This is a genomic window from uncultured Aquabacterium sp. (assembly GCF_913773725.1).
In the GTDB taxonomy this organism is placed as follows: domain Bacteria; phylum Pseudomonadota; class Gammaproteobacteria; order Burkholderiales; family Burkholderiaceae_C; genus Aquabacterium.
Genome location: NZ_CAJYGK010000151.1, coordinates 1 through 4,946 on the forward strand (window position 1 = coordinate 1; position 4,946 = coordinate 4,946).

Annotated in this window: 6 protein-coding genes; all 6 read right to left on the reverse strand. The window is 66.1% G+C overall.

The genetic code is table 11. The annotated features are described in order from the left end of the window. Positions 1–59 precede the first annotated feature (59 nt). On the reverse strand, positions 60–938 hold the full coding sequence (locus tag QZ709_RS17920) for a class III extradiol dioxygenase subunit beta (RefSeq protein WP_294638828.1): 879 nt from the start codon (positions 936–938) through the stop codon (positions 60–62). Between the two features lies 1 nt (position 939). Then, positions 940–1,398 (reverse strand): protocatechuate 4,5-dioxygenase subunit alpha, encoded by a 459-nt coding sequence (gene ligA, locus QZ709_RS17925; protein WP_016450431.1) that lies wholly within the window; start codon positions 1,396–1,398, stop codon positions 940–942. 48 nt (positions 1,399–1,446) lie between these two features. Further along, a complete protein-coding gene (locus QZ709_RS17930; protein WP_046987197.1) occupies positions 1,447–2,364 on the reverse strand; it encodes an amidohydrolase family protein in 918 nt (305 codons plus the stop codon). 10 nt (positions 2,365–2,374) lie between these two features. Beyond that, on the reverse strand, positions 2,375–3,058 hold the full coding sequence (gene ligK / locus QZ709_RS17935) for a 4-carboxy-4-hydroxy-2-oxoadipate aldolase/oxaloacetate decarboxylase (protein ID WP_012206250.1): 684 nt from the start codon (positions 3,056–3,058) through the stop codon (positions 2,375–2,377). 32 nt (positions 3,059–3,090) lie between these two features. After that, a complete protein-coding gene (locus tag QZ709_RS17940; RefSeq protein WP_250438504.1) occupies positions 3,091–4,119 on the reverse strand; it encodes an amidohydrolase family protein in 1,029 nt (342 codons plus the stop codon). Between the two features lie 37 nt (positions 4,120–4,156). Beyond that, positions 4,157–4,946 (reverse strand): MFS transporter (locus QZ709_RS17945; RefSeq protein WP_294638833.1); only part of this gene is annotated, 790 nt, incomplete at its 5' end.

Genomic DNA, 4,946 nt, shown 5'->3' on the forward strand with positions numbered 1-4,946 from the left:
CAGTAGCAGCGCTACGGCAAGATGCGGCAACGACGCCAGAAGGGTTCTGTGAGTCGCGCTCAGCGGGCGGCGGCCTCTTCGAGGATCAGGTGGCCCACGGCGGTATTGGAGGCCGGCACATGGAAGAAGCGGTGCGCCACGCGAGGCGCGGGGCCCGCGTCGTTCACGTCGGCCATGGCACCGCGCGCGATCAGCCACATCACCAGCTCGATGCCTTCGGAGCCGGCCTCGCGCACGTAGTCGATATGCGGCATCTTGGCCAAACCGGCAGGGTTCTCGATCAGCAGGTCCAGGAAGCGGTTGTCCCACTCCTTGTTGATCAGGCCCGCACGCGCGCCCTGCAGCTGGTGGCTCATGCCGCCCGTGCCCCAGATCTGCACGTTCAGGTCTTCGTCGAAGCTTTCCACGGCGCGGCGAATGGCCCGGCCCAGGTTGAAGCAGCGCTGGCCCGACGGCACGGGGTACTGCACCACGTTGACGGCAAACGGAATCACCGGGCAGGGCCAGGCGCCCGTGCGCGCGTCCTGCTCGCCGCACATCAGCGACAGCGGCACGGTCAGGCCGTGGTCCACGTCCATCTTGTTGACGATGGTCAGGTCGAAGTCCTGCTGGATCACCGACTGCGCAATGTGGCTGGCCAGTTCCGGATGGCCGATGACCTTGGGCACGGGGCGCGGGCCCCAGCCTTCGTCGGCGGGCTGGTATTCAGCGGCCGTGCCGATGGCAAACGTCGGGATGAAGTCCAGGCTGAACGCGGTCGCGTGGTCGTTGTAGACCAGGAAGATCACGTCGGGCTTGTTGTCCTTGAGCCATTGGCGCGAGTGCTCGAAGCCCTTGAACAGCGGCTGCCAATAGGGGTCGCCCACCTTGCCCAGGTCCATGGCCGCGCCGATGGCGGGCACATGCGAGGTGTAGACGGATGCGGTGATGCGCGCCATGTCAGTTGCCTTCCTTGTTGTTCTTGTCCACGCTGCCGGCCTTGCCCTGCGGCTGGCGGTGGGCCTGGGCATCGCCCTCCTCGCCCACGCGGCGGTTGCCTTCGGCCGAACGGCCTCCGCTCACCATCATGTTGCGGTATTCCTCTTCCGACATGCCGGTCATGGAGCCGGCCATTTGCTGGAAGCTCTTGCCATCCGTGGCGCCGATCTTGGCCAGGAAGTAGATGTTGCCGCCCGTGCGCATGCACCAGTTCAGATCGCGGGCCAGCACGGCCTGCTTCTGCTCCTCGCTCATGGCCCATTCGTCCAGGTAGGCACGCTCGTCGGCCTTGAAGCGCTCGCGGTTCTCGGCCTTCATCAGCGACATGCAGAACTGGTTGAGCCAGTAGCCTTTGCGGGACTGCTCGGCATCGAAAATGATGGTGCCGGGCACGTCCAGATAGGGTTTGTCCAATGCCATGGATATCTCCTTGAATATGTCCGGCACCCAGGCCGGACATGGTCGCCTTCAGGCTTCTTCGGGCCAGTACAGACGCATGGGGTTGTCGACCAGCAGCTTCTTCTGCAGCTCGGCAGTCGGTGCAATGTGCGGGATGAAATCGACCAGCAGGCCGTCGTCGGGCATGTGGTCCTTCAGATTGGGGTGGGGCCAGTCGGTTCCCCACAGCACGCGGTCGGGGAATTCCTCGACCACGCGGCGGGCGAAGGGCACCACGTCGCGGTAGGCATTTTGCTCGCCGTCCAGCGCCTTGGGGCCGGTGACGGACAGGCGCTCGGGGCAGCTGACCTTGCTCCAGACGTTCTGGTGCTCGCGCATGAACTTGAGAAACAGCTCGAACTCGGGCCCGTCCACGGGCTTGCTCACGTCGGGGCGGCCCATGTGGTCCACGACCACGGTGGTGGGCAGGCTGGTGAAGAAATCCCACAGCTCGGGCAGGTCCACGGCCTCGAAGTAGATGACCACATGCCAGCCGAGCTTGGCGATGCGGCCCGCGATCTCCATCAGCTCGTCCTTGGGCGTGAAGTCCACCAGGCGCTTGACGAAGTTGAAGCGCACGCCGCGCACGCCGGCGGCGTGCAGTTCCTGCAGTTCCTCGTCGGTCACGCTGCGGCGCACCGTGGCCACGCCGCGCGCCTTGCCGTCGGCGGCCTTGCAGGCATCGACCATGGCGCGGTTGTCGGCGCCGTGGCAGGTGGCCTGCACGATGACGTTGCGCGCAAAGCCCAGGTGGTCGCGCAGCGCGAACAGCTGCTGCTTGCTGGCATCGCAGGGCGTGTACTTGCGCTCGGGCGCGAACGGGAATTCATCGCCAGGGCCGAAGACGTGGCAGTGGGCATCGACAGCGCCTGCGGGCACCTGGAACTTGGGCTTGGAGGGGCCGGCGTACCAGTCCAGCCAGCCGGGGGTCTTTTCAAAAGCGCTCATATTCCCTCCTTCAATCGATGTAACGAAGGCCGGCCTTTTCGAGCGGCTCGCGCATCTTGTACATGTCCAGGCCCAGCACGCCGGAAGCCAGCTTGGCGCGCTTCTCGCCCTCGAAGCTCTCGCGCTTTTGCGCGGCAGCCAGGGTTTCGGCGGCCTTGGCGGCGGGCACGCAGACCACGCCGTCATCATCGGCCACGATCACGTCGCCGGGCGTGACCCACATGCCTGCGCAGACCACGGGGATGTTGACCGAGCCCAGCGTGGCCTTGATCGTGCCCTTGGAGGAGATGGCGCGGCTCCACACGGGGAAGTTCATTTCCTGCAGCGTCTTCACGTCGCGCACGCCGGCGTCGATGATCAGCGCCCGCGCGCCACGCGCCTGGAAGCTGGTGGCCAGCAGGTCGCCGAAGTAGCCGTCCGTGCATTCCGAGGTCACGGCCGCGACCACGATGTCGCCGGGCTGGATCTGCTCTGCGGCCACATGCATCATCCAGTTGTCGCCGGGCTGCAGCAGCACGGTGACGGCCGTGCCCGAGACCTGCTGGCCCGCGTAGATGGGACGCATATAGGGCTTGAGCAGGCCCACGCGGCCCATGGCCTCGTGGACGGTGGCCGAGCCCAGGGCGGCCAGGCCGTCGGCGGCCGCGCGGTCGGCGCGCTGGATGTTGCGGTAAACCACACCGAGTTCGTACATGGTGTTCTCCTTGATCTGTGGTGGCGGCCTGCTTACAGGCCCTTTTGCTTGAGGGCGGCGTCCAGGCGCGGGAACACGCGGCGCGCGTTGCCTTCGTAGACCTGGTAGCGCTCTTCTTCGGTGAGGTTGGCCGTGGCCTCGATGTAGCGCTTGGTGTCGTCGTAGTAGTGGCCCGTGGTCGGATCGATGCCGCGCACGGCGCCGATCATCTCGCTGGCGAACAGGATGTTCTTGACCGGGATCACCTTGGTCAGCAGATCGATGCCCGGCTGGTGGTAGACGCAGGTGTCGAAGAAGATGTTGTTGAGCAGGTGCTCGTCCAGCAGCGGCTTCTTGAGTTCCTGCGCCAGGCCGCGGAAACGGCCCCAGTGGTAGGGCACGGCGCCGCCGCCATGGGGGATCAGGAACTTGAGCGTGGGGAAGTCCTTGAACAGGTCGCTGGTCAGGCACTGCATGAAGGCCGTGGTGTCGGCATTCAGGTAGTGGGCGCCCGTGGTGTGGAAGCACGCGTTGCAGCTGGTGGAGACGTGGACCATGGCCGGGATGTCGTACTCCACCATCTTTTCGTAGATGGGGTACCAGGAGCGGTCCGACAGCGGGGGCGAGGTCCAGTGGCCGCCTGACGGATCGGGGTTCAGGTTGATGCCCACGTTGCCGTACTGCTCCACGCACTTGACCAGCTCGGGAATGCAGGTCTTGGGGTCCACCCCGGGCGACTGCGGCAGCATGGCGGCCGGGATGAAGTGATCGGGGAACAGCTGGCTGACGCGGTAGCACAGCTCGTTGCAGATGGCGGCCCAGGTGCTCGATGTCTCGAAGTCGCCGATGTGGTGCGCCATGAAGCTGGCGCGCGGGCTGAAGATGGTGAGATCGGAGCCGCGCTGCTTCATCAGCTTGAGCTGGTTGGTCTCGATGGTCTCGCGGATCTCGTCGTCGCTGATCTTCAGCTCGCTGGCCCGCGGGGCCTTGGACGGGTCGTTGAGTCCCGCGATCTGCAGGTCGCGCCAGGCGCCCAGGGCCGCGGGCGCGGTGGTGTAGTGGCCGTGTACGTCGATGATCATCGGAGGGTCTCCTGCGTCTTTATGGGGTGGAAATGTGTCAATGAAGGGGTGCGGCAGGCACCGCGCCGCCCTGCGGCTCGGGACTGCTGTACTGCTTGATGATGAGGGCGGCCATGGCGATCACGCCAGGAATGGCCACCACGGCAAAGATCTCGCTGAAGGCCATGTGGCGCGCCGACAGCTCGGCCACCAGGAAGGAGCCCGCGATGCCGCCGAAGCGCCCGATGCCCAGCATCCAGGCCACGCCCGTGGCGCGGCCGCGTGTCGGATAGAAGGCGGCGGCCAGCGCCGGCATGGACGACTGGGCGGTGTTCATGATGGTGCCGGCCAGGAAGACGGCCACCACCAGCCAGCCCAGGTGGCCGGCCGTCTGGCCTATCCACCAGATGGAGGCCGCCGTCAGCGCATAGCCGATGGCGATGATGCGGTTGGCATTGAAGCGGTCCATGAGCCAGCCGAACAGCACGGCGCCCACGCCGCCCAGCGGGAACAGCGCCGCCACCAGGGTGCCGGTCTTGGGGTCCAGGCCCGCTTCCTTGAACAGCACGGGCATCCAATTCATCAGCGCGTAGAAGATGACCAGGCCCATGAAGTAGGCGATCCACAGCATCACCGAGCCCACGCAGTACTGGCGCGAGAGCACCACGCCCATGCCGCTGCCGGCCTGGGCCTCGGGCCTGGCCTCGGTCAGCACGAAACGCTGCACGCCCTGCACGGCATCACCGGCAATGCGCGCCAGCACCTTGCGGATGCGATCGGCCGGGTAGTTGTTGGCCACCATGTGGCGCACGGATTCAGGCAGCAGCACGACCAGGGCCACCAGCAGC